20 protein-coding genes are annotated in these 22,685 nt (G+C 74.2%); 6 read left to right on the top strand and 14 right to left on the bottom strand.

The features are described from left to right. Positions 1-68: 68 nt before the first annotated feature. From A3CO_RS0106745 to A3CO_RS0106705, 8 genes are all read right to left on the bottom strand, one after another. A complete protein-coding gene (locus tag A3CO_RS0106745; RefSeq protein WP_018331479.1) occupies positions 69-758 on the bottom strand; it encodes a response regulator in 690 nt (229 codons plus the stop codon). Continuing rightward, positions 755-3,442 (bottom strand): sensor histidine kinase, encoded by a 2,688-nt coding sequence (locus tag A3CO_RS30535; protein WP_018331478.1) that lies wholly within the window; start codon positions 3,440-3,442, stop codon positions 755-757. The genes A3CO_RS0106745 and A3CO_RS30535 overlap by 4 nt, the downstream gene beginning before the upstream one ends. A gap of 27 nt (positions 3,443-3,469) precedes the next feature. Continuing rightward, the gene (locus A3CO_RS0106735; protein WP_026204350.1) at positions 3,470-4,090 is read right to left on the bottom strand and encodes a potassium-transporting ATPase subunit C; all 621 of its coding nucleotides are present in this window, start codon (positions 4,088-4,090) and stop codon (positions 3,470-3,472) included. 77 nt (positions 4,091-4,167) lie between these two features. Continuing rightward, positions 4,168-6,279 (bottom strand): potassium-transporting ATPase subunit KdpB, encoded by a 2,112-nt coding sequence (gene kdpB, locus A3CO_RS0106730; protein ID WP_018331476.1) that lies wholly within the window; start codon positions 6,277-6,279, stop codon positions 4,168-4,170. After that, entirely contained in the window at positions 6,276-7,967 is a 1,692-nt protein-coding gene (gene kdpA, locus A3CO_RS0106725) for a potassium-transporting ATPase subunit KdpA (protein ID WP_018331475.1), read from the bottom strand. Before kdpA ends, kdpB begins: the two co-directional genes overlap by 4 nt. After that, positions 7,967-8,062: a K(+)-transporting ATPase subunit F gene (gene kdpF / locus A3CO_RS39360; RefSeq protein ID WP_018331474.1), complete on the bottom strand. Its 96-nt coding sequence runs from the start codon at positions 8,060-8,062 to the stop codon at positions 7,967-7,969. The genes kdpA and kdpF overlap by 1 nt, the downstream gene beginning before the upstream one ends. Positions 8,063-8,449: 387 nt before the next feature. Next, a complete protein-coding gene (locus A3CO_RS35405) occupies positions 8,450-8,983 on the bottom strand; it encodes a GrpB family protein (protein ID WP_018331473.1) in 534 nt (177 codons plus the stop codon). Positions 8,984-8,990: 7 nt separating this feature from the next. Beyond that, positions 8,991-9,410 (bottom strand): group I truncated hemoglobin, encoded by a 420-nt coding sequence (locus A3CO_RS0106705; RefSeq protein ID WP_018331472.1) that lies wholly within the window; start codon positions 9,408-9,410, stop codon positions 8,991-8,993. 109 nt (positions 9,411-9,519) lie between these two features. On the opposite strand from A3CO_RS0106705, the gene A3CO_RS0106700 reads away from it, so the two are divergent. Then, a complete protein-coding gene (locus A3CO_RS0106700) occupies positions 9,520-10,305 on the top strand; it encodes an enoyl-CoA hydratase/isomerase family protein (protein WP_018331471.1) in 786 nt (261 codons plus the stop codon). A 7-nt stretch (positions 10,306-10,312) separates the two neighbouring features. On the opposite strand, the gene A3CO_RS0106695 is transcribed toward A3CO_RS0106700, so the two are convergent. Together A3CO_RS0106695 and A3CO_RS0106690 are read right to left on the bottom strand one after the other, a co-directional pair. Next, the gene (locus tag A3CO_RS0106695; protein ID WP_018331470.1) at positions 10,313-11,809 is read right to left on the bottom strand and encodes a flavin-containing monooxygenase; all 1,497 of its coding nucleotides are present in this window, start codon (positions 11,807-11,809) and stop codon (positions 10,313-10,315) included. 3 nt (positions 11,810-11,812) lie between these two features. Further along, the gene (locus A3CO_RS0106690; RefSeq protein ID WP_018331469.1) at positions 11,813-12,778 is read right to left on the bottom strand and encodes an alpha/beta hydrolase; all 966 of its coding nucleotides are present in this window, start codon (positions 12,776-12,778) and stop codon (positions 11,813-11,815) included. A 146-nt stretch (positions 12,779-12,924) separates the two neighbouring features. Between A3CO_RS0106690 and A3CO_RS0106685 the strand changes: the two genes are divergently transcribed. Both A3CO_RS0106685 and A3CO_RS0106680 read left to right on the top strand, forming a co-directional pair. Continuing rightward, positions 12,925-14,178, top strand: a complete 1,254-nt coding sequence (locus A3CO_RS0106685; RefSeq protein ID WP_157647121.1) for a PucR family transcriptional regulator — start codon at positions 12,925-12,927, stop codon at positions 14,176-14,178. A 50-nt stretch (positions 14,179-14,228) separates the two neighbouring features. After that, positions 14,229-15,983, top strand: coding sequence for an acyl-CoA dehydrogenase (locus A3CO_RS0106680; RefSeq protein WP_018331466.1), 1,755 nt, complete (start codon positions 14,229-14,231; stop codon positions 15,981-15,983). On the opposite strand, the gene A3CO_RS35400 is transcribed toward A3CO_RS0106680, so the two are convergent. Beyond that, positions 15,896-16,708: a tetratricopeptide repeat protein gene (locus A3CO_RS35400; protein WP_018331465.1), complete on the bottom strand. Its 813-nt coding sequence runs from the start codon at positions 16,706-16,708 to the stop codon at positions 15,896-15,898. The genes A3CO_RS0106680 and A3CO_RS35400 overlap by 88 nt on opposite strands. Further along, the gene (locus A3CO_RS0106670) at positions 16,705-16,884 is read right to left on the bottom strand and encodes a hypothetical protein (RefSeq protein WP_018331464.1); all 180 of its coding nucleotides are present in this window, start codon (positions 16,882-16,884) and stop codon (positions 16,705-16,707) included. The genes A3CO_RS35400 and A3CO_RS0106670 overlap by 4 nt, the downstream gene beginning before the upstream one ends. A 332-nt stretch (positions 16,885-17,216) precedes the next feature. Here A3CO_RS0106670 and A3CO_RS0106665 point away from each other — a divergent pair, with 332 nt between their 5' ends. Next, positions 17,217-17,456, top strand: coding sequence for an acetyl-CoA hydrolase/transferase C-terminal domain-containing protein (locus A3CO_RS0106665; protein WP_245561443.1), 240 nt, complete (start codon positions 17,217-17,219; stop codon positions 17,454-17,456). A 506-nt stretch (positions 17,457-17,962) separates the two neighbouring features. On the opposite strand, the gene A3CO_RS0106660 is transcribed toward A3CO_RS0106665, so the two are convergent. Continuing rightward, positions 17,963-18,565 (bottom strand): TetR/AcrR family transcriptional regulator, encoded by a 603-nt coding sequence (locus A3CO_RS0106660; RefSeq protein ID WP_033413902.1) that lies wholly within the window; start codon positions 18,563-18,565, stop codon positions 17,963-17,965. Positions 18,566-18,637: 72 nt separating this feature from the next. On the opposite strand from A3CO_RS0106660, the gene A3CO_RS40195 reads away from it, so the two are divergent. Continuing rightward, entirely contained in the window at positions 18,638-19,813 is a 1,176-nt protein-coding gene (locus A3CO_RS40195; protein WP_342663149.1) for an SDR family NAD(P)-dependent oxidoreductase, read from the top strand. A 46-nt stretch (positions 19,814-19,859) separates the two neighbouring features. After that, positions 19,860-20,753 (top strand): SMP-30/gluconolactonase/LRE family protein, encoded by an 894-nt coding sequence (locus A3CO_RS0106645; protein ID WP_018331461.1) that lies wholly within the window; start codon positions 19,860-19,862, stop codon positions 20,751-20,753. 61 nt (positions 20,754-20,814) lie between these two features. Here the strand turns inward: A3CO_RS0106645 and lpdA are convergent, their stop codons facing one another. Beyond that, positions 20,815-22,602 carry a dihydrolipoyl dehydrogenase gene (gene lpdA, locus A3CO_RS0106640; protein WP_018331460.1) on the bottom strand — a complete coding sequence of 596 codons (1,788 nt, stop codon included), beginning with the start codon at positions 22,600-22,602 and terminating at the stop codon, positions 20,815-20,817. Between the last annotated feature and the right edge of the window lie 83 nt (positions 22,603-22,685).

Genomic DNA, 22,685 nt, shown 5'->3' with positions numbered 1-22,685 from the left:
CGTCGCCACCTTCCGTCCCCGTCCATCGAACCCGATCCGCGGCCGGGCGGGCAGGGGCCGGGAACGGTTCAGCCGGCGGGCTCGAACCGGTACCCCCGGCCGGGCTCGGTGATGAGGTACCGCGGCCGGGACGGGTCGGGCTCCAGCTTGCGGCGCAGGTGCCCGAGGTAGACGCGCAGGTAGTGCCCCTCCGTGCCGTACTGCGGGCCCCACACCTCCTGCAGCAGCTGCTGCTGGGTGACGAGCATCCCCGGGTGCCGCACGAGGTGCTCCAGCACGCCCCACTCGGTGGGCGACAGGTGCACCTCGACCCCGCCGCGCACGACCTTCTTCGCGACGAGGTCGACCTCGAAGTCGGGGGTGGCGACGCGCGGCTCCCCCTCCCCCGGCACCGTCGCCGCCCGGCGCACCGCAGCGCGGATGCGGGCGAGCAGCTCCGGCATCCCGAACGGCTTGGTCACGTAGTCGTCGGCGCCGCCGTCGAGCGCGGCCACCTTGTCGCCCGCGTCGGTGCGCGCCGACAGGACGATCACCGGCATCGCGCTCCAGCCCCGGATCCCCTCGAGCACCTCGAGGCCCGGGATGTCGGGCAGGCCGAGGTCGAGCACGACGACGTCGGGCGCGGGCCGGTCGGCGGCCGCGCGCAGGGCGCCCGCCCCGGTGGCCACCGGGACCACGGTGTGCCCGTGGGCGGTGAGGTTGATCCGCAGCGTCCGCAGCAGGTGGGGGTCGTCGTCGACGACGAGGACCCGGCTCACGACGCCGCCCCCGCGACGACGGGCCGACTCGGCAGCGGGGCGCCGGCACGCGGCAGCGACAGCACCATGGTCAGCCCGCCCCCGGGGGTCTCCTCGGGCTCGAGGGTGCCGCCCATCGCGCGGGCGAAACCGCGGGCCACGTGCAGCCCGAGACCCAGGCCGCCGGAGGTGCCGTTGGAGTCGTGGTCACCGAGGTGCTGGAACGCGGTGAACAGCTCCGCGTCCCGGGCCACGCCGGGCCCCCGGTCGACGACCCGCAGCTCGACCCGGTCGGCGTGCGCGCTGGTCCGCAGCGACACGGGGCCGTCGCCCCCGTGCCGCATGGCGTTGTCCACCAGGTTCGCGATGATGCGTTCCGCCAGGCCCGGGTCGGTCACCACCTCGTCGGACTCGCCGGGCGGGGACGGCGTGATCTCGACCCGGCCGCGGATCTCGGCGGTGGGCAGGGCGGCCACGGCGGCGTCGACGATCTCGGCCACCCCCACGGTGATGCGGTACGGGGTGACCGCTCCGGTGGCCAGGCGCGAGGAGTCCAGCAGGTTGTCGACGAGGGCGACCAGGCGGTCACCGGACTCCTCCACGGTGGCGAGCAGCTCCTCGGAGTCCTCGGGCCCGAGCGCCAGCTCGGGGTCCCGCAGGCTCGACACGGCCGCCTTGATCGCCGACAGCGGCGTCCGCAGGTCGTGGCCGACGGCGGAGAGCAGCGCCGTGCGCAGGCCGCTCGCCTCCGCGCGCCGGGCCGCGTCGACCGCCTCGGCGCTGATCCGGCGGTTCCGCAGCGCCAGCAGGGCGGGACCCGCGACCGCGGCGAACAGCCGGTTCTCGGCGGCCGTCAGGGTGCGCCCGCACCCGACGAGGTGGGACCCCTCGTCGATCTCGACGTCGGCGTCGGCGTCGGCCGGGTCCCCGCCGTCGGCCGGGTCCCCGCCGTCGGCCGCTCGGTCCGCGTCGGCCGCGGACACCCCCTCGGGCACCCGCGCGATGACCCGCCACGACGACTTCGGGCCCCGCTCCAGGACCGCGACCGAGCTGAACCCGAACGCCTCGCGCACCCGGTCGAGCAGGCGCGGCAGCGGGTCCGACCGGGAGATCACGACCCGGGCGAACGACGCGAGCAGGGTCGCTTCGGCGCGGGCCTGCGCGGCCTGGGCGGCCCGGCGATCGGCGCGGTCGACCACCGCGGCGACGAGGATCGCGATGAGCAGCATCGTGGTCACCGCGACGAGGTCCTCGAACCGGCCGACGGTGAACGAGTACAGCGGCGGGGTGAAGAAGTAGTTGAGCAGCGCTCCGCCGAACAGGGCGGCCACCACCGCGGGCACGAGACCGCCGATGACCGCGGTGATCACCGTGGCGAGGAAGAAGGCGACCGTGTCGGTGGACAGCCCGACACCCGGGAACAGCCAGCCGAAGCCCGTGGCGAGGACCGGGAGCACGATCGCGGCGGGCCACCCGCGGATCGCGCGTCGGCCGCGCAGCAGCCGCTCGAGGCGCGGCCACCACCCGCCGTCGCCGTCCGCCGGCCCGTCGTCGGGCGTGTCGACGTGGGAGACGAGGTGGACGTCGATGGCCCCCGAGGCCGCGATCGCCCGGGCGCCGATCCCCGGGTCGACCAGGCGGGCGAGACGGGAGCGGCGGGACGTGCCGAGCACGAGCTGGGTGGCGTTCGCCCCGCGGGCGAAGTCGAGCAGCGCGGTGGCCACGTCGTCGCCGACCACGGTGTGGAAGGACGCGCCGACCTCCTTGGCGAGGCGGCGCAGGTCGCGGCCCCGCCCGGTGTCGCGCGTGGCGACCCCGTCCCCGCGCAGGACCTGGACGCACAGCAGGTCGGCCGCGCCGGCGCGCCGCGCGATCCGCGCCGCCCGCCGCAACACCGTGAGGCTCTCCGGCCCGCCGGTGACCGCGACGACCACCCGCTCGCGGGCCTCCCACACCTCGTCGATCTGCTCGTCGGCGCGGTAGCGGCGCAGCGCGACGTCCACCTGGTCGGCCACCCACAGCAGGGCGAGCTCGCGCAGCGCGATGAGGTTCCCGGTGCGGAAGTAGTGCGCCAGGGACGCGTCGATCCGCTCGGCCGGGTAGACGTTCCCGTGCGCGAGGCGCCGGCGGAGCGCCTCCGGCGTGATGTCGACCAGCTCCACCTGCTCGGCGGCGCGCACCACCTCGTCCGGGACGGTCTCCTGCTGGCGCGTGCCGGTGATGCGCTCGACGACGTCGTGCAGCGACTCGAGGTGCTGCACGTTCACCGTCGAGATGACGTCGATGCCCGCCGCGAGCAGTTCCTCGACGTCCTCGTACCGGCGCGCGTGCCGACTGCCGGGGGCGTTGGTGTGCGCCAGCTCGTCGACGACCACCACCTCGGGCGCCCGGGCGAGCACGGCCTCGACGTCGAGCTCGGAGAGCGCGGTGCCCCGGTGGGTGACGGTGCGCCGCGGCAGGACCTCCAGGCCTTCCAGCAGGTCGGCCGTCCGGGCGCGTCCGTGCGTCTCGACGAGCCCGACCACGACGTCGGTCCCCCGGTCCTGCCGCCGCCGCGCCTCGCACAGCGCCGCGTACGTCTTCCCGACGCCGGGTGCGGCGCCCAGGTGGATGCGCAGCTCACCGCGGGCGGGGTCGCTGCGCACCGACTCCCGGCCCGCGGGCCGGGAGTCGTAGCGCTGCGACGTGTCCTCCACGTCGTCCATCATGGACCGACCCCCCGACGACCTCGATTACCGAAGCCCCGGTCGGGTGGCCGCGAGCGCCGCGTTCAGCTCCGAGGTGTCCACCGTGGGCTCGCCGAACACGCCCAGCGCGCGGCCGTGGGTGGCGTCGGCGACGAGCGCCTCGACCTGCGCGGGCGCCAGCCCGGTCACCCGCGCGACCCGCGGCACCTGCAGCGCCGCGTAGGCCGGGCTGATGTCCGGGTCGAGCCCCGAGGCCGACGCGGTGACGGCGTCGTCGGGCACCGCGGCGGGAGACACGCCCTCCCGGCCCGCGATGGCGGAGCGCCGCTGGGCGACCGCCTGGGCGAGCTTGTCCGCCGTCGTGGCGAGGTTCGACCCGCCGGAGGTCGACGGGTCGGCCGGGCCCAGGCCCGCCGTCGCCGACGCCGGGGCCGACGCCGAGGGTCGCAGGTGGAACCAGGGGTCGGCACCCGGGTCGGCCGGGACCGGGTCGATGCCGATGAGCGACGCGGACCCGGACGCGGACACCGAGCCCTCGGCCGGGCCGGACAGGCCCGGCATCCGGCTGATCCCCCACACGACGGCGGGGTAGACGACGCCGAGCAGGACGGTCGCGACGAGCATGAGGCGCAGCGCCGGTCCGAGCTGGCGGACGAGCCCCCGCAGGACGGGGGTCCGGGTCGCCTCCTCGGTCGCGTCGGGCGCGGCCTCGGAGCCGTGGTCCAGAGTGGTGGTCACGTGATTCACCCGATCCCCGGGATCAGCCGGACGACGAGGTCGATGAGCGGGATGGCGAGGAACGGCACGACGACGCCGCCCACCCCGTAGATCAGCAGGTTGCGCCGCAGCATCTGCTCGGAGCTCACCGGCCGGAAGCGCACACCGCGCAGGGCCAGCGGGATGAGCGCGACGATGATCAGCGCGTTGAACACGACCGCGGAGAGGATCGCCGACTCCGGGGTCGCCAGGCCCATGACGTTGAGCAGGCCGAGCTGCGGGTACAGCGCGGCGAACATGGCGGGCAGGATCGCGAAGTACTTCGCCAGGTCGTTGGCCACCGAGAAGGTGGTGAGCGCCCCGCGGGTGACCAGCAGCTGCTTGCCCACCTCGACGATGCCGATGAGCTTGGTCGGGTCGGAGTCCAGGTCGACCATCGACCCGGCCTCCTTCGCGGCCGTGGTGCCGGTGTTCATCGCGACGCCGACGTCGGCCTGGGCCAGCGCGGGGGCGTCGTTGGTGCCGTCGCCCGTCATCGCGACGAGGCGCCCGCCCCGCTGCTCGCGCCGGATCAGCGCCAGCTTGTCCTCCGGCGTGGCCTCGGCGAGCACCTCGTCCACGCCGGCCTGCTCGCCGATGGCCCGCGCGGTCACCGGGTTGTCCCCGGTGACCATCACGGTGCGGATGCCCATGGCCCGCAGGTCGGCGAAGCGCTCGGCGATCCCGGGCTTGACCACGTCGGACAGCTCGATCGCGCCGCCGAGCAGCGCGGTCGACCCCGTGACCTGCCCGCACACCAGCGGGGTGCCGCCGCGCCCGGAGATCTCGTCGGCGATGCCCCGGACGCGCTCGTGCTCGTCGGGGTCGACCCCGCCGTGCTCGTCGAGCCACGCGAGGACCGAGGCGACCGCGCCCTTCCGGACGGCGACGGTGGTCCCGTCGGGGCCCGCGACGTCCACCCCGGACATGCGGGTCGTGGCCGAGAACGGCACGAACTCCGCCCGGGCCTCGTCCGCGGACGCCTCGGCGGGCAGGCCGAACCGCTCCGCGCAGAGCTCGACGACCGACCGGCCCTCGGGCGTGCCGTCGGCGAGCGAGGCCAGCCGCGCGAGCCGCGCGAGCTCGGCGTCGGGAACGCCGACCGCGTGCAGCTCGGTGGCGCGCCGGTTGCCGTAGGTGATGGTGCCGGTCTTGTCGAGCAGCAGCGTCGAGACGTCCCCGGCGGCCTCGACCGCCCGCCCGGAGGTGGCGAGCACGTTGCGCTGCACCAGCCGGTCCATGCCGGCGATGCCGATGGCCGAGAGCAGCGCGCCGATGGTGGTCGGGATGAGGCAGACCAGCAGGGCGACGAGCACGACCAACGACTGCGGCGAGCCGGAGTAGATGGCCATCGGCTGCAGCGTGACCACCGCGAGCAGGAAGACGATCGTCAGGGCCGACAGCAGGATCGACAGGGCGATCTCGTTCGGCGTCTTCTGTCGCTGGGCGCCCTCCACCAGGGCGATCATGCGGTCGACGAAGGACTCGCCGGGCTTGGCCGTCACGGCGACGACGATGCGGTCGGAGAGCACGGTGGTGCCGCCGGTGACCGCGGACCGGTCGCCGCCGGACTCGCGGATGACGGGCGCGGACTCACCGGTGATCGCGGACTCGTCGACGGTCGCGATGCCCTCGACGACGTCGCCGTCGCCGGGGATCGTCATGCCGGCCTCGACGACCACCCGGTCGCCGGGACGCAGCTCGGTCGCCGGCACCTCGCTGCCGTCCTCACGACGGGCCACGGTGCCGGTCCGGGTGCGGCGCAGCGCGTCGGCCTGCGCCTTGCCGCGGCCCTCGGCGACGGCCTCGGCGAGGTTGGCGAACAGCACCGTGAACCACAGCCAGACGGCGACCAGCCACGCGAAGACGCTCGGGTCGACGATCGCGGCCACCGTGACGAGGACCGAACCGATCCACACCACGAACATGACCGGGTTGCGCAGCTGCACGCGCGGGTCGAACTTGCGCAGCGCCAGGGGCGTGGCCTCGAGCAGGGCCCGGGGCCGGAAGGCGCCGGCCGCGACGGCCCGGCCGCCGGACTGCCGGCGTTCCGGCGGGGTGTCCGTGCCGGAGGGCGGGGTGAGGACCGAGGAGGTCACTGGTGCACTCCGATCTGGGCGGTCGCCGTGAGGCCCTCGGCGACGGGGCTGAGGGCCAGGGCGGGCAGGAAGGTGATCGCGCTGACGAGCAGGACCGTCGCGGTGACGAGGCCCGCGAACAGCGGCGTGCCGGTGCGCAGCGTCCCGGCGGACGCCTCGCGGCGGGGCTGCGCGGAGAGCAGACCGGCGAGGGCGATCACCGCGAGGATCGGCAGGAAGCGGCCGAAGAGCATCGCGGCGCCGAGCGCGATCTGGAAGAACGGCGAGGTGACCGTGAGCCCGCCGAACGCCGAGCCGTTGTTGTTGGCGGCGGAGGCGAACGCGTAGAAGACCTCGGACAGGCCGTGCGGGCCGGCGTTGGTCAGGGCGTCGGACGTGCCGGGCAGGACCACTGCGGCACCCGTGCCGAGCAGGACCAGTGCCGGCATCACCAGCACGACGATCGCCGCGCAGGTGACCTCCCGACGCCCGAGCGACTTCCCGAGCAGCTCCGGGGTCCGGCCGACCATGAGGCCGGCGAGGAACACGGCGATGATCGCGATGACGAGGATCGAGTAGAGCCCGGTCCCGACGCCGCCGGGGCTGACCTCGCCGAACAGCATGTTCAGCAGCGTCCCGCCACCACCGAACGCGGTGTAGGAGTCGTGCAGCGAGTTCACCGCGCCGGTCGAGGTCCCGGTGGTGCTGTCGGCGAAGAGGGCCGACGACGGGATCCCGAAGCGGGTCTCCTTGCCCTCCATCCCGCCGCCGGTCACGGCGGGGGCGTGCGCCTCGGCGGCCCAGATGACGGCGAGCATGCCGCCCCACAGGATCGTCATGACGGCCAGGAGCGAGACGCCCTGGCGCATGTCGCCGACCATGCGACCGAAGGTCCGCGTGAGCGCCACCGGGATGAGCAGCATCGCGAGGATCTCGAGGACGTTCGTGCCACCGTTGGGGTTCTCGAACGGGTGCGCGGAGTTGGCGTTGAGGATGCCGCCTCCGTTGGTGCCCAGTTCCTTGATCGACTCCTGCGAGGCGACCGGGCCGATCGCGGCGGCGTGCGTGCTGCCGTCGGCCGCGGTGAGGGTGATGCCGGTGCGGAAGCTCATCACCACGCCGCACGCGACGAGCACGATCGCGAGCACGACCGACAGGGGTACGAGGACGCGGACGGTGCCGCGGACGAGGTCGACCCAGGCGTTGCCGATGCGCCCGCTGCGGGAGCGGAGGAAGCCGCGCACCAGGGCGACCGCGACGGCCATGCCGACCGCCGCGGACACGAAGTTCTGGACGGCGAGCGCCGCCGCGTTGGCGACGTGGCCCATGGTCGTCTCGGGGACGTAGGACTGCCAGTTCGTGTTCGTGACGAAGGAGATCGCCGTGTTGAACGCGACCGACGGGTCCACCGCGCCCTTGCTGTCACCGCCCGCGGTGCCGTCCAGCGGCAGGAACCCCTGCACCCGCTGGATCAGGTAGACGAGCAGCACACCGACGAACGAGACCGCGAGGATCGCCAGCGCGTAGGTGCCGGCGCGCTGGTCGGAGTCGGGGTCGACGCGGCCGACCCGGTAGATCGCCCGCTCGACCCGCCAGTGCCCCTCCGCGGTGTACACGCGCGCCATCCAGTCGCCCAGGGGGCGCCAGGCGGCCGCAAGCAGCACCAGGAGGACGAGGAGTTGCAGCAGCCCGGCTGCGGTGTCCGACATCAGAACCACTCGGGGCGCAGCAGGGACACGACGAGGTAGAGCAGCAGCCCGAGGGCGACGAGCCCGCCGACGACGTCGCCGGCCACCCCGCTCACAACCGCTCCAGTCCGCGCGCCGCGAGCGCCAGGATCGCGAAGAGCACGATCACCAGGCCCACGTAGAGGAGGTCCGCCACGTCCGCCGTCCGTTCTCGATCGAGGCGGTCCGCCCGAGGTGGGGCCGCCGTGCGGACGCCACCCTGCGTCGGGCCCGGTCGGGGTACGCGGCCGTTGACACGTCGTTGACGCCGGGCCCGGTCCTCTTGACGGCCCGCGCACGGCCTGTGACCTGCCCGACGGCGGGTCCGGTCGTCCCGGGCGCCGCGCGGTACACACCACGCTTCCCGCGGACGCGGTACCGGCGCCGGAGCGTCGACCGTTCCCGTCCGACCGGGTCGTCCGGATCCGGTCGCACATGGGGGTCCCCGCGGGGAACGGGCCGCCTCAGCCGCGGAGCAGTGCCGCGATCACCGGCCCCTTGGCGCGGCGGTAGACGGCGAGGTCGCGGTGGTCCCCGACGAGGCCGCGGCGGACGTCGGTGTAGCGACGCGCGGCCTGCGGGTCGGTGCGCAGCAGGTCCCGGAACCGGAGCACCGGCTCGACGGCCGGGTCGTCACGGCGCAGCAGGCGGACCTCGACGGCGGTCGGGCACGTGGCGTCGTCGGGACGGCGACCGCGGCGCCACGTCCCGGCGCCGCGGTCGACGAGATCGCGGGCCTCGAGGGCGATCCGCACCGCCTCGTCGTCGGGACCCGCCCCGGGGACCAGGACGAGGAGGTCGACCTGCGCGACCGCGGGCAGGTCCGGCACCGCGGTCGCCCCGACGTGGTGGACCTCCCCCACGCCCGCGAGGCGGCCGGCCCACCGGGCGGCCTCGGCGGGCCAGCCGGGGTCGGGCGGGACGAGGTCGACCCGCACCGGGCGCGGCCACGCGGCCGAGGCCCGCTGCAGGTCGACGTCGAGCGCCTCCTCACTCATCGCGGGCTCACGCGACGGCGGGCTCCAGCGTGCCGACCTGGTCGACCTTCGCCTGCTGGACGACCTCGGGGCGGTAGTGCTCGATGATCTCCATGAACTCCTTCGTCTCCGCCGCGGGGACGCCCAGGAAGCGCAGGGTGGCCTCGATCTCGAAGGACACGGCGTTGAACTGCTCGTCGGTGATGTGCAGCGAGGTGTGGGCGGCGATCATGTCCAGGCCCGGGTAGCACTTCGGTCCGCCGGCGGCCTCGATCGACCACGCCGTGACGAGGAACTTGTAGCCCGGGCCGTTGGGCGCGACGTGGTGCTCGGCGACACCCGGGTTCGCGATGACGCCGGCGTTCTCGAAGAGCCGGTCGACCAGGACGTCGACCGCGCCCGCGATCGCGTAGGTCCCGCCCAGACGCTCGTACAGCGAGGTGCTCATGTGGTGGCCTCCACAGCATCATTGGTGATCCACACCACTCTGACACCCGAGTCGATCGTGCACAACCGTCATTGCCGGAACGCCCCGGGCTCGACCAAGCTCACCGACCGTGCCGATCCGCGTCGAGACCGACCCCGACGACGACCGCGTCCTCGTCATCACCATCGACCGCCCGGAGGCGCGCAACGCGCTCGACCCGGAGCACCAGCGGGACCTCGGGGCCGCCGTCGCGGACTTCGAGGCCGACGACGCCCGGCTCGTCGCGGTGCTCACCGGCGCCGGCGACACCACGTTCTCGGCCGGGGCCGACCTCAAGAAGCTGATCCCGGCCTACCGGGAGGCCGTCCGCGCGGGCGAGGACCCCCCGTGGAACTTCGGCGGCTTCACCGCGACGACGCGGTACAAGCCGCTGATCGCCGCCGTGAACGGGCACGCACTCGCCGGTGGTCTGGAGATGGCGCTGGCGTGCGACATCCGGCTCTGCTCGCCGAACGCGACCTTCGGGCTCGCCGAGACGAAGTGGGCGATCATCCCGGGCGCGGGCGGCACGGTGCGCCTACCGCGGGCCGTGCCGCTGGGCCTGGCGATGGAGATGATCCTCTCGGGCGAGCCGATCGACGCCGCCGAGGCGTACCGCTCCGGCCTCGTCAACCGCGTGGTCGAACCCGCCGAGCTGGTCCCCGCGGCGTGCGCGCTGGCCCGCTCGATCGCGGCGAAGGGACCCCTCGCGGTGCGGGCCGCCCGCGAGCGGGTCCTCGACGGGCTCGGGCTGGACCACGAGGCCGCGATGGCGCGGGAGCACGAGGCGTTCCTCGCGGTGATGCGCACCGACGACGCCGTCGAGGGCCCGGCGGCGTTCGCCGAGAAACGGCCGCCACGCTACCGCGGCGCCTGAGGCGTGATCAGCCGTACTTGAGCGACCCGTCGTCGAGATCGGCGGCGGGCAGCGTGTGCCGCTCCTCGGCGAACTCGTGCATGTGGGTCCACGGGGCCCGGTCGCCCTGCTTGAACATCCGGTCCTGGGACCGCATGACGTAGCCGGGGTTGAAGTTCTCCGGGTCCGACCAGGGCCGGAGCTCGACGTCCGGTCCGGCGACCGGGGTCACGGACGCGACCCCGAGGTCGTCCATGTGCTGCAGCAGCCGGGTGACGAGGTCGGAGATCAGGTCGGCCCGCAGGGTCCAGGAGTGGCGGAAGTAGCCGAAGACGAAGGCCATGTTCGGCACCCCGTCGATCATGATCCCGCGCCAGGTGACCCGCTCGGAGAAGTCCACGGGCTCGCCGTCGACCGTGAAGGCGACGTCGCCGAAGCACGACAGGTTGAAGCCGGTGGCCGTGACGATGATGTCGGCCTCGAGCTCCTCGCCGGACGCGAGCCGGATGCCGGTCTCGGTGAAGGTCTCGATGGTGTCGGTGACGACGGAGGAGCGGCCCGCCTTGATCGTCGCGAACATGTCCCCGTCGGGCAGCAGGGCGATCCGCTGCTGCCAGGGCCGGTAGGCCGGGTTGAAGTGCTTCTCGATGTCGAAGCCCTCCGGCAGGTGCGGGCGCATCTCCTCGAGCAGGTACTGCCGGGCGGTGTCCGGGTCCTCCGCCGAGAGCCGCGTCAGCTCGTTGAACTGCTCGATGTAGGTCCGGCGCAGGATCTCGTAGGTCCACTCCTCGGGGATGTCGAGGGCGCGGAGCTGGATCGCGAGCTCGTGGGTCTTCGGCGCCGCGATCATGAACGTCGGCGTGCGCTGCAGCATCGTCACGTGCTCGGCGGTCTCCGCCATCGCCGGCACGACGGTGGCCGCCGTCGCCCCGGAGCCGATGACGACGACCTTCTTCCCGGTCCAGTCCAGGTCCGCGGGCCAGCTCTGCGGGTGCACGATCGTCCCGCCGAAGCGCTCGCGGCCCGGGAACTCCGGGACGTAGGGCTCGTCGTGCTTGTAGTAGCCCTGACACATCCACAGGAAGTGGCAGCTCAGCCGCACCGTCTCGTCGGTGTCCTCGCGGTGCACCTCGACGGTCCAGCGGTTCTGCTCCGAGGACCAGCTCGTGGCGACGACCCGGTGCCGGTACCGGATCCGGTCGGCGAGGTGGTCCTCGTCGATGACCTCGTCGAGGTAGTTCAGGATCTCCTCCGACGAGGCGATCGACGGGCCCCGCCACGGCTTGTGCCGGTAGCCGTAGGTGAACAGGTCGGAGTCCGAGCGGGCGCCGGGGTAGCGGTGGGTCCACCACGTGCCGCCGCGGTCGGGGTGGGCGTCGAGGATGAGGAAGCTGCGGTCCGGGAAGTTCTCCCGCAGGTGGTGTCCGGCGCCGATGCCGGCGACACCGGCTCCCACGACGAGCACGTCGACGTGCTCGACCGCGCCGCGGTCGGTGGTCTCGGGACGGGTCTCGGTGACGGTCATTCCTCACGCCTCCAGGGCGGATCGCAGGGCGGCGACGGAGTCGTCCACGAGCCGGGCCCCCGACGGCGTGGCGCCGAGGGTCCAGAGGAAGCCGTGGATCATGCCGTCGTAGCGGGTGGCGGTGACGGGGACGCCGGCCGCGCGCATCGACGCGGCGTAGGCCTCGCCCTCGTCGCGCAGCGGGTCGAACTCGGCGGTGGCGACGAAGGCGGGCGGCAGGTCGGCGAACGTGGCGGCGCGGGCGGGGAAGACGGTCTGGTCCTTGTCCGGGTCGGTGGCGCCGAGGTAGTGGGCCCAGAACCACTGCATCGTCGCGCGCTGCAGCAGGTAGCCCTCGCCGTTCTCGGCGTGCGACGGCGTGGTGAACGCGAAGTCGGTCACCGGGTAGATCAGCAGCTGGAAGGCGATGGCGGGACCGCCGTGATCACGGGCGTGGAGGGAGACCGCGGCGGCGAGATGGCCGCCCGCCGAGTCGCCGCCGACCGCCAGCCGCGTCGGGTCGACGTTCAGCTCGTCGGCGTGCTCGGCGACCCACCGGGTCGCGGCGAGGCAGTCCTCGAACGCCGCGGGCTGCCGGTGCTCGGGGGCGAGCCGGTAGTCCACCGAGACGACCACGACGTCCGCGCCGTTGGCGAGGCTGCGGCACGGCCGGTCGACGGTCTCGAGGTCGCCGATCACCCAGCCGCCGCCGTGGAAGTACAGCAGGACGCCGCGGACCTTCTCCCCCGCTCCGCCCGCCCCGTCGCTGCGCTCGCCCCGACCCGGCACGTAGATGCGCACCGGGATGTCACCCGCCGGCCCCGGGATCGCCCGGTCCGAGACGGTGCCGACCTCCTCGGCCGGTGGCTGCAGATCCAGGAACGCCGCGGTCGCCTGGCGGGCCTGCGGCACCGTCATGCACTCGAACGGCGGGCTGCCCATCTCGGCCAGCGCGTCCAACAGGGCCTGGGCCTCGGGGTGCAGGGGCACTCGGTCACCTCCGTCGTGGGGAGGTTCCACCGTGACCCGGACCACACCGGGACCGCTTCGTCCCCGGGGGACCAAGCGCGGGCCCTGGTTCGTCCGCGGGCGGGGAGCTAGGGTCGTGGTGGCGGGAGTCACAGGGTGGTGGTCGCGTGCAGGAGCTCGGCGGCACGCTGCCCCGGCACGACGACGGGTCCGCCCCCGCTGCCGCCGTGGCCGCGGCCCTCGCCCGGCACCGGGGCGAGATCAGCGAGGCGATCCGAGACCTGCTCGCTGCCCGGATCGACGAGCTGCGGGGCGACCCGGGTCTGATCGACCTGCTCGGGGCGAGCGTCGAGGGCAACGTCGAGACGATCGTGCACATGCTCGCGCACGGCCTGCCGCCGCGACGGATCGAGGCGCCGCCGGCCGCGGTGGAGTACGCCCGGCGACTCGCCCAGCGCGGGGTCCCCGTCAACGCCCTGGTGCGGGCCTACCGCCTCGGCCAGGCGCACCTCATGGAGTGGGCGTTCGCCTGCGTGGGGCCCGAGGACGTGGCCGCGGTGTCGCAGCACGTCGTGCTGACCGTCTTCGAGTACGTCGACCACGTCTCGCAGCACGTCGTCGCGGTGTACGAGGCGGAGCGGGACCGCTGGCTGGAGAACCGCCACGCGATCCGCGTGGCCCGCATCCGCGACGTGCTCGACGGCCGCGCCCCGGTCGGCGCGGACGACCGGCTCGCCATCGAGTCCGTCCTCGGCTACCGCTTCGCCCGGGAGCACCTCGGGCTGGTCCTGTGGACCGACGAGCCGACGGCGGGCCCGGCGCTGGTCGCCCTGGAACGGTGCGCCGACGCCCTGGCCCAGGCGCTGGGGGCGACCGGCCGGGCCCTCGTCGTCCCGTGGGACACCACGAGCGCCTGGGTGTGGCTGCCGGGGGTGGTCGAGGTGTCCCGGGAGACCGTGTCGGGGGTGGTGCGCCGCGGCGGTGAGGCGGTCCGGGTCGCGTGCGGCGCCCCGGCCGCCGACGTCGACGGGTTCCGGGTGACCCACGAGCAGGCGCTGCGGGCCCGCGCCGTGACCCTCGCGGCCGGCGAGGACGCCCCGGCCGTGACCCTCTTCGACGAGGTCGGGGCCGTCGCCCTGCTCTGTGCCGACCTCGACGCCGCCACCGCCTGGGTGCGGCGCGTCCTCGGTCCGCTCGCCGAGCCCGGGAGCACCTGCGCCCGCCTGCGCGAGACGTTGCGGGTCTTCCTCGCGACCGGCGGCAGCAACGCCACCACGGCGAGCCGGCTCGGCGTGCACCCCTCGACGGTGAAGTACCGGGTCCGCCGGGCGAAGGAGGTCCGGGGCCGGCCGGTCGGGGACGACCGCCTGGACGTGGAGCTGGCCCTGCTCGCCTGTGCCTGGCTCGGCGCCGGGCGCTGACGGCCGCGCGCTCCTCGCGAAGGTGCTGACGGGAGCGGGGCGGCGGCATGATGGGCGGCGTGACCTCCCGGATCCTCGACCGCGCCGACCTGGACTTCCTCCTGCACGACTGGCTGCGCGTCGGCGACCTGCTCGACCGCGCCCCGTTCGCCGAGCACGACCGCGAGACGATCGACGCGGTGCTCGACCTCGCCGAGCAGATCGCCACGGAGCGCTTCGAGCCGCACAACCGGGCCGCCGACCTCGCCGAGCCGCACCAGGGCCCGGACGGCAAGGTCGTGCTGGTCGACGGCGTGCAGGAGGCGATCCGGGCGTTCGCGGAGGCCGGTTTCATCGCCGCGTCGGTCCCCGCCGAGCACGGCGGCACCGGCCTGCCGTTCACCGTCGCGCGGGCGGCGCTCGCCTGGTTCCAGGCCGCCAACATCGGGACGGCCTCCTACCCGTTCCTGACGACGGCCGCGGTCAACCTGCTCCTCGCCCACGGCACGCGCGAGCAGATCGACGCGTGGGTGCCGGGGATGCTCGACGGCACCACGTCCGGGACGATGTGCCTGTCCGAGCCGCAGGCCGGCTCCTCGCTCGCCGACATCACCACGCGCGCCGAGCCGCAGGACGACGGCTCCTACCGGGTCTTCGGCACGAAGATGTGGATCTCCGGCGGCGAGCACGAGCTCACCGACAACATCGTCCACCTGGTGCTGGCCAAGATCCCGGGCGGGCCGGCGGGTGTGAAGGGCATCAGCCTGATCGCGGTGCCGCGGGTCCTCGACGGGGGCGAGCGCAACGACGTCGTCCTCGCCGGGATCAACCACAAGATGGGCTACCGCGGCACCGTCAACACGCTGCTGAACTTCGGGGAGCACGACGGGGCCGTCGGCTGGCTGGTCGGCGCCGAGCACGGCGGGCTGGCCGCCATGTTCCACATGATGAACGAGGCCCGGGTCGGCGTCGGGATGGGCGCGACGGCCCTCGGCGTCACCGGCTACCTGCACTCGCGGGAGTACGCGCTCACCCGGACGCAGGGTCGCGCGGTCGGCGGCCGCGACGTCTCCACGCCGATGATCCCGATCGCCCGCCACCCCGACGTCAAGCGGATGCTGCTCGCGCAGAAGGCCTACGCCGAGGCCGGGATGGCGCTCGGGCTGTACTGCTCGCGCCTCGTCGACGAGAAGGACACCCATCCCGACGACGGGTCGCGCGCCGAGGCCGCGCTGCTGCTCGACGTCCTGACCCCGATCGCGAAGAGCTGGCCGTCGCAGTGGTGCCTCGCCGCGAACGACCTCGCGATCCAGGTGCTCGGCGGCTCGGGGTACACCCGCGACTTCCCGGTCGAGCAGTTCTACCGGGACAACCGCCTCAACCCGATCCACGAGGGCACGCACGGCATCCAGGCGATCGACCTGCTGGGCCGCAAGGCCGTGATGCGCGGCGGCGCCGGGCTCGAGCTCCTGCTCAGGACGATCCGCGCGACGATCGAGCGGGCGGGTGAGTACCCCGAGTACGCCGCGGCGCTCGAGGCCGCGCTGGTACGCATCGAGAAGACCACGGCGACGCTGCACGCGGCCGGGGACCCCGACGTCACCCTGGCCAACGCGAGCGTCTACCTGGAGGCGGTCGGCCACGTGGTCGCCGCCTGGATCTGGCTGGAGCAGCTCGTGGCCGTCGGGACCCGCGACGACGCGTTCGCCGCGGGCAAGCGGTCCGCCGCCCGGTTCTTCTACCGCTTCGAGCTGCCGCGGACGGGGCCCTGGTTCGACCTGCTCGACTCGCTCGACACCACCACCCTGGAGTGGGACCCGAGCTGAGCGGCGCACCGCTCGAGCAGGAACTCCGCGTAGGCATCGGCGGGGTGGTCGGCGATGAGCCGCCGCAGGTGCGCGGCGGCCGGGCCCCACTGCGCGGAGGACATCAGCGCCTCCACCAGCAGGATGCGCGGGATCGTCGTCGAGGGATCGTCCTCGACGACCGCCCCGAGCAGCCGCGCGGCCTCGCTCCACTCCCCGCGCTCGCCGTGGCGCAGCGCGACGGTCCACCCCTCGTCGGGAAGGTCCTCCTCCGGCGGGGCCGGCGACACCACCGACGGCATCGTCGGCCCGACGTCGCGTCGCACGACCGCCTCCGCGAGCTCGTCGGGCGTGACGACCACCGCCGCGCCCGGGAGCCGGAGCCCGCCGACCGGGCCCACGACCAGGACCGGCACGTCGCGGAAGTCCTCGACCAGGCCGAGGAAGGCCGCGAGCAGCGCCGTCGGCCCGGCGACCGCCACCACCGCGTCGGCCCCGCGCACCGCGTCCAGTGCGGCGGTCAGGGCCGGCGGCGTGCGGCCCGTGACGATCGCGGCCGTCATGTCGACGGCGTGGTCGCGCGGCAGCACGCGGTCCGTCGTCACCAGGGCCGGGCTCGCGGCCCGCAGCGCCGTGGCGACCGCCGTCGCCGTCCGTTCCGCGAGGACGTGGGTCGACGACGGCCGCCCGATCCCGCCGTCGACCACCACCACCCGACGCGGCGTGAGCCACCCCGCGCCGTTCACGTCCGCATCCGGGCGGCCAGCACGACCACGTCACCGAGGTCGTCGAGGTCGAGTTCGGCCGAGCACCACAGGCGCAGCCGTTCCGCCTCCTCCCGCGAATAGGGCCCGAAGCTCTCGATCCCGCCCGTCTGCGGGTCCGAGAGGACCACCACCCACGGCTCCTGCACCTGCGTCATACCACTCCCTCGCCGTATCCCTCGACGAGCCGGTTATCGGCCGAGGACGGACGGACGTCAGCGGCGTGACGCGGGTCGATCACATCGAGTAGTGCGCAACCGGAGTCGGCGTGTCGTTCACTCACACGGCCCAGCGACGCGCTATCACCCCACGCGGCGGGCGGACGCGAGAGGCGGGAGTCGGGTGTGGTGTTCGGCGTCGCGCGGTGGACCGACGGACCGGCCGGGGTACGCGGTGCGCGTGATCGCCGCGATGTCCCCCGACGAGGCCCGCGCGCGCCTGCGGGAGCTGGTCCCGCCCGGCGCCGACGTCATCGTGCCGATCGGTCAGGGTGAGCCGCAGACCCGCGACCACGTCGTCGGGGATGTCGCGCATCCGCGCCCAGCTCACCGCGGGCAGCGTCGTCACCACGCTGAAGAACACGGTCGACCACGTCGTCACCGAGTACGGCGTGGCCTCGCTGCGCGGGCGGTCGATCGCCCAGCGCGCCCGGGAGCTGATCGCCATCGCGGCCCCCGAGCACCGCGACGAGCTGCGCCACGAGGCGAAGCGGTTCGAGCTGCTGCCGTAGGGAGGATGAGCCGGTGCGCGCCACCTCCCTGGCCGGGGTCGACCTCAACCTGCTGCCCGCGCTCGACGCGCTGCTGACCGAGCGCAGCGTCTCCGCGGCGGGCGCGCCGGATGAGCGTCGGCCAGCCCGCCATGAGCGGCTCGCTCGCGCGGTTGCGGGCGCACTTCGACGACCCGCTGTCGGTCCGTCGGGGCCGCGGCTCGGCGCTCACCCCGGTGGCGGAGGGGCTCCTCGAGCCGGTCCGCGTGGCCATGGCCGGGATCGAGGAGGTGCTCGGCCGGCGGGCGCCGTTCGACCCCACGACGACGGAGCGGACCTTCACCATCGCCACGAGCGACTACGTGGCGGTCGTCCTGCTCCGCCCGCTGCTCGCCGACCTCGCCCGCCGCGCGCCCGGGATCCGGCTGCGGGTCCGCCCCTCCCCCGCGGGCGACGACGTGGCCGACCTGGTCGTCCGGCCGACGGAGATCGTGCGCGACGACGCGCGACGCGCGAGCCGACCCCGATCACCGGCCTGCGACACCGTCGATCAGCGCGCGTGCCGCCCGGCGGGCGCGATCGGCGGTCGGGGCGTCGGTGACGCGGTCGGCGGTGAGGAAGCCGTCGGCGTCGAGCGTCGCGTAGCCGTGGGCGAGGGCCACGACCTGCTCGGTGAGCTCCAGCGCGTCGTCCCCGGCGATCTCGCGGGCGGGTTCGAGGAAGCGCCCCATCACGGCGCGGCCCGCCGCCGCGAGGTCGGCGTCGCGCGCGCCGCGCAGGGCCGGCGAGAAGATCACGTCGATCCCGAGGCGCTGCTCGGCGACGAACGCGGCGTAGGCGCCGGCCGCCGCGGCGAGCCGGTCGCGTGGGTCGTCCTCCCCGTCGGCGGCGGCCGCCAGGGCCGTCGCGAGCCGGTCGGCGGCGCGTGCGGCGACAGCCGCCAGGAACCCGTCGCGGTCGGTGAAGTGGCGGTACGGCGCGGCCGTGCTCACCCCCACCCGCCGGGCCACCTCCGCGACCGAGAACCGGGCCGGGCCCGTCGTCGCGAGCTGCTCCAGCCCGGCGTCGAGCAGCGCCGAGGGCAGGTCGCCGTGGTGGTAGCGCCCGCGCTGCCGCGGTCCTCCCGGCATGATCACCTCCACCGATGTGAGAGGGCTGTTACTCTAGCGAGTGATAGCCCTATCGCATCCGAGGAGGACACCGTGGACGCACCCGTCGTCGTGATCACCGGCGCCAGCAGCGGGATCGGGGCGGCGACCGCCCGGCTGCTGGCCGCCCAGGGCGCCCGGCTCATCCTCGGGGCCCGGCGGGCGGACCGGCTCGAGGCGCTGGCGGCCGAGCTCGGGAGCGCGGTGCGGACCCGGCCGACCGACGTCCGTCGTCGGGAGGACGTGGCCGCGCTCGTCGACCTCGCCGTGGCGGAGTTCGGGCGGCTGGACGTGTTCGTGGCCAACGCGGGGGTGGCGCACGTCGGCCCACTCGACACACAGGGCCCCGACCAGTGGGACGAGATGATCGACGTCAACCTGCGGGGCGTGCTGCACGGCGTGGCCGCCGCGCTGCCCGTGTTCCGGGCGCAGTCCGCCGGCCACCTCGTCGCAGTCGTCTCCACCGCCGGGCTGCGGATCGTGCCGGACCAGGTCGTCTACGCCGCCACGAAGAACGCGGTCCGCACCCTGTGCGAGGGGCTGCGCCAGGAGGCCGGGCCGCACCTGCGGGTCACCGCCGTCTCCCCCGGCTTCACCGCCACCGAGTTCGTCGACACGGTGGCCGACCCCCGAGGTCCGAGCCGCCTACCAGGAGCGGATGGCGCAGATCGCGATGCCGCCGGACGCGGTCGCCGGGGCGGTGGCCTTCGCGATGGCCCAGCCGGCGGGCGTGGACGTCGGCGAGATCGTCGTCCGGCCGACCGCGCAGAATTGAACGTCGACCTCACGCCACGGCGGGCGATCCGGGCGCACCATGGGGACATGGACGACGAGCAGGCGGACCGGCCGGCCGAGACGCCCCGCCTGCGGGTCGGCCACGACGAGCGCACGGCGGCGATGAAGGCGCTCGACGAACACCTCGAGGCCGGGCGGCTCGACGTGGCCGAGTACAGCGATCGCTCGGCCGCGGCCGGTGTCGCCGTCTACCGCGACGAGCTCGACGCGCTCTTCCGGGACCTCCCCGAGCCGCACCTCGCCCCGGCGGGCCAGGTGGTCCCCGTGGCGCCCCACCTGCCCGCGCGGACGGTGTGGCCGGTCGCGCTCATCCCGATCGTGCTGGCCCTGGGCATGGTCACCCTGACGGTGCTCGGGCACCCCGTGGGCTTCGTGATGTTCCCGCTGCTCTTCCTGCTCATGGGCTCGCTCGGGCACCGACGCCGGCCGTTCTGAGCGAGTAGGTTCCTCCCGCCCCACCGCCGAGGCCAGGAGGTCCCACGTGAGCCGCGAGATCCGCACCGTCGTCGACGGGATGTCCTTCACCGAGTGCCCGCGCTGGCACGAGGACCGGCTGTGGTTCGTCGACTTCTACACCCACCGCGTGTTCTCGGCGGCCGAGGACGGCACGGACCTCCGCACCGAGCTCGAGATCCCGGCTCAGCCCTCCGGTCTCGGCTGGCTCCCCGACGGCCGCCTCCTCGCGGTCTCCGCGCGCGACCGGCGGATCCTGCGCCGCGAGGCCGACGGCTCGGTGGTGACGCACGCCGACCTCTCCGACCGCGTGCCGGCGCAGCTCAACGACATGGTCGTCGACTCCACCACCGGCCGCGCGTGGGTCGGCAACTTCGGGTTCGACCTGATGGGCGGCGAGGCCGTCGCCCCGACCACGGTGTACCGCGTCGACCCCGACGGCTCGGTGACCGCCGCCGCCGACGACCTGTGGTTCCCCAACGGCAGCGTCGTCGCGGGCGGGACGCTGCTCGTCGACGAGACGTTCGGCAACCGGATCAGCGCCTTCGACCTCCACGACGACGGGTCGCTCGGCCCGCGCCGCGACTGGGCGTCGTTCGGCCCGCTGCCGACCGCCTCCGACCTCGAGACGGTGCTGGGCGGCCAGCTCGTCGTCGCCCCCGACGGCTGCTCACCGACCCTCGACGCGGAGGGCTGTCTGTGGGTCGCGGACGCGCTCGGCGGCCGGGCGGTCCGGGTCCGCGAGGGTGGCGAGATCGTCGACGCCGTGGAGCCCGGCACCGGCGTGTACGCCTGCGGCCTCGGCGGGTCCGACGGCCGCACGCTCTACCTCTGCACCGCGCCGGACTTCCTGGAGCACAACCGTCGCGACGCCCGCGAGGCGGCCGTCCAGGCAGTGACGGTGGACGTGCCGTCGGCGTGACCCGCACGAGCGGCACCCTCGCAGCACACGTGGGTGCGAGAGTGCCGCTCGCCCGGGACGGTCAGGCCTTCGCCGGCTTCTTCTTCGGCAGGTACAGGTCGGTCAGCGTGCCCTCGAACGCGTCGGCGGCCATACCCACGGTCTCCGACAGCGTCGGGTGCGGGTGGATGGTCAACCCGATGTCGGCGGCGTCGGCGCCGAGCTCGATGGCGAGGGCCGCCTCGGTGATGAGGTCACCCGCCGCGGGCCCCACGATCCCGGCGCCGATGATCCGGTCGGTCTCGGTGTCGAAGAGCAGCTTGGTCGAGCCCTCGGAGCGGCCCAGCGACAACGAGCGCCCGGACGCGGCCCACGGGAACGTGCCCGTGCCGTAGGAGAGCCCCTGCGCCTTCGCCTCGTTCTCGGTGACGCCGACCCACGCGACCTCCGGGTCGGTGTAGGCCACCGACGGGATGACCTTGGCGTCGAAGGCGCTCTTCTTCCCGGCCGCGACCTCGGCGGCGACCTTGCCCTCGTGCACGGCCTTGTGGGCGAGCATGGGCTGCCCGACGATGTCGCCGATCGCGAAGATGTGCGCGACGTTCGTGCGCATCTGCTCGTCGACCGCGAGGAAACCGCGGTCGTTGACGTCGACGCCCGCCGCGTCGAGCCCGAGCACCTTCCCGTTCGGCACCCGGCCGACCGAGACGAGCACCGCGTCGAACGTGTCCTGCTCCGGCGCCTTCGTCCCCTCCATCGACACGACGAGGCCCTTCTCCGTCGCCTCGACATTCGTGCACTTCGTGGAGAGGAAAACGTTCTCGTAGCGCGCCGTGATGTGCTTGGCCAGCGGCTTCACGAGGTCCTTGTCGGCCCCCGGGATGATCTGGTCCATCAGCTCGACGACCGTGATCCTCGAGCCCAGCTCCGCGTACACCGTGGCCATCTCCAGCCCGATGATGCCGCCGCCCAGCACGAGCAACCGCTCGGGCACCTCGGCGAGCTCGAGCGCGGAGGTGGAGTCGAGCACCCGCGGGTCGTCGTGCGGGACGAACGGGAGCTTCACCGGCTCCGACCCGGCCGCGACGATGGCCTGGTCGAACCCGACCGTCGTCGTCGACCCGTCGGCCGTCGTCACCTCGACCCGGTGCGGCGAGACGAAGCGCCCGACCCCCTGCAGCGTCGCGACCTTGCGCTGCTTCGCGAGCCCGGCCAGACCGCCGACGAGCTTCCCGACGACGCCGTCCTTCCAGTCCCGCAGCTTGTCGAGGTCGATCGAGGGGGCGCCGAACGAGACGCCGTGGTCGGCCATCTCCTTGGTCTCCGCGATCACCTTCGCGGCGTGCAGCAGCGCCTTCGACGGGATGCACCCGACGTTGAGGCAGACGCCGCCGAGGGTGTCGCGGGAGTCGACGACGAGCACCTCGAGCCCGAGGTCGGCCGCCCGGAACGCCGCGGTGTAGCCGCCGGGGCCCGCGCCGAGGACGAGCAGCCCGACGTGCCGGTCCTCGTCGCCATCGGAAGCTGGGGTCGGCGCGGACCGGTTCCGCTCCTTCGCCCCGGGCTTCTCGGCCTGCGTCGAGGCCTTCTTCGTCGGGGCGGGGGTGGCCGGCTCCTCCGACCCGGTGCCCGCCGGGGTCACGACGAGGATCGCGGTGCCCTGCGAGACCCGGTCGCCCACCGCGACCCGCACCTCGGTGACCGTGCCCGCCACCTCGGCGGGGACGTCCATCGTCGCCTTGTCGGACTCGAGGGTCAGCAGCGGTTCGTCGAGGGCGACCTCGCTGCCCTCGGTGACGTGGACCTCGATGACGGGGACGTCGGTGAAGTCGCCGATGTCGGGGACCTCGACGACGACGGTGTCAGCCACAGCGGGTTCTCCTTCGACGTGAGTGTGGTGGCCTGCGGCCCCGTGAGCACTTTCCGCCGTCATGGCCACGGAAAGTGCTCACC

It is taken from the genome of Actinomycetospora chiangmaiensis DSM 45062, from assembly GCF_000379625.1.
Taxonomy (GTDB): domain Bacteria; phylum Actinomycetota; class Actinomycetes; order Mycobacteriales; family Pseudonocardiaceae; genus Actinomycetospora; species Actinomycetospora chiangmaiensis.
Note: the sequence above shows the minus strand (reverse complement) of the source record. Positions and strands in the feature narration are given on the sequence as shown.

Excerpts from the sequence above, each read along its gene's own strand:
- A3CO_RS30535 (WP_018331478.1), bottom strand. The coding sequence starts at position 3,442 with ATGGACGACGTGGAGGACACGTCGCAGCGCTACGACTCCCGGCCCGCG.
- A3CO_RS0106660 (WP_033413902.1), bottom strand. The coding sequence starts at position 18,565 with ATGCCGGGAGGACCGCGGCAGCGCGGGCGCTACCACCACGGCGACCTG.
- kdpA (WP_018331475.1), bottom strand. The coding sequence starts at position 7,967 with ATGTCGGACACCGCAGCCGGGCTGCTGCAACTCCTCGTCCTCCTGGTG.
- A3CO_RS0106680 (WP_018331466.1), top strand. The coding sequence starts at position 14,229 with ATGGGCGGCGTGACCTCCCGGATCCTCGACCGCGCCGACCTGGACTTC.
- A3CO_RS35405 (WP_018331473.1), bottom strand. The coding sequence starts at position 8,983 with ATGAGTGAGGAGGCGCTCGACGTCGACCTGCAGCGGGCCTCGGCCGCG.
- A3CO_RS0106705 (WP_018331472.1), bottom strand. The coding sequence starts at position 9,410 with ATGAGCACCTCGCTGTACGAGCGTCTGGGCGGGACCTACGCGATCGCG.
- A3CO_RS0106670 (WP_018331464.1), bottom strand. The coding sequence starts at position 16,884 with ATGACGCAGGTGCAGGAGCCGTGGGTGGTGGTCCTCTCGGACCCGCAG.
- A3CO_RS0106695 (WP_018331470.1), bottom strand. The coding sequence starts at position 11,809 with ATGACCGTCACCGAGACCCGTCCCGAGACCACCGACCGCGGCGCGGTC.